Origin of the sequence: Belnapia mucosa (genome assembly GCF_016775475.1) — a bacterium.
Classification (GTDB): Bacteria; Pseudomonadota; Alphaproteobacteria; order Acetobacterales; family Acetobacteraceae; genus Belnapia; species Belnapia mucosa.
Map to the genome: position 1 here is coordinate 1 of NZ_JAEUXJ010000117.1, position 268 is coordinate 268.

Here is a 268-nt window from a genome sequence, read left to right on the forward strand (position 1 = left end):
CGAAGTACTCGGCCCTGGCGATCGCAACCGCCCTGACGCTGCGGTCCGTGTTCAGCCTGGCGTTGCGCCAAACTGAGCGGCTGATCGGCTCCATCTTGCAGTTGCTCGCCTCGATCTCGCGGTGCCGGACCATTCGACCCTGAGCCGCCGGGCCGAGGCGCTGGAGGTAGCGCGGCCGCGCTGCGGCGGCGAGCCAGTGCACCTGCTGGTGGACAGCACCGGGCTGCGGCTGTGCGGGCCCGGCGGCTGGCTGGAGGAGAAGCACGGC

General features: G+C 71.6%; 1 pseudogene. It reads left to right on the forward strand.

From position 1 onward, the window contains the following. Window positions 1–14 precede the first annotated feature (14 nt). Window positions 15–268, forward strand: a pseudogene (locus tag JMJ55_RS30605) (transposase); the annotation flags it as partial.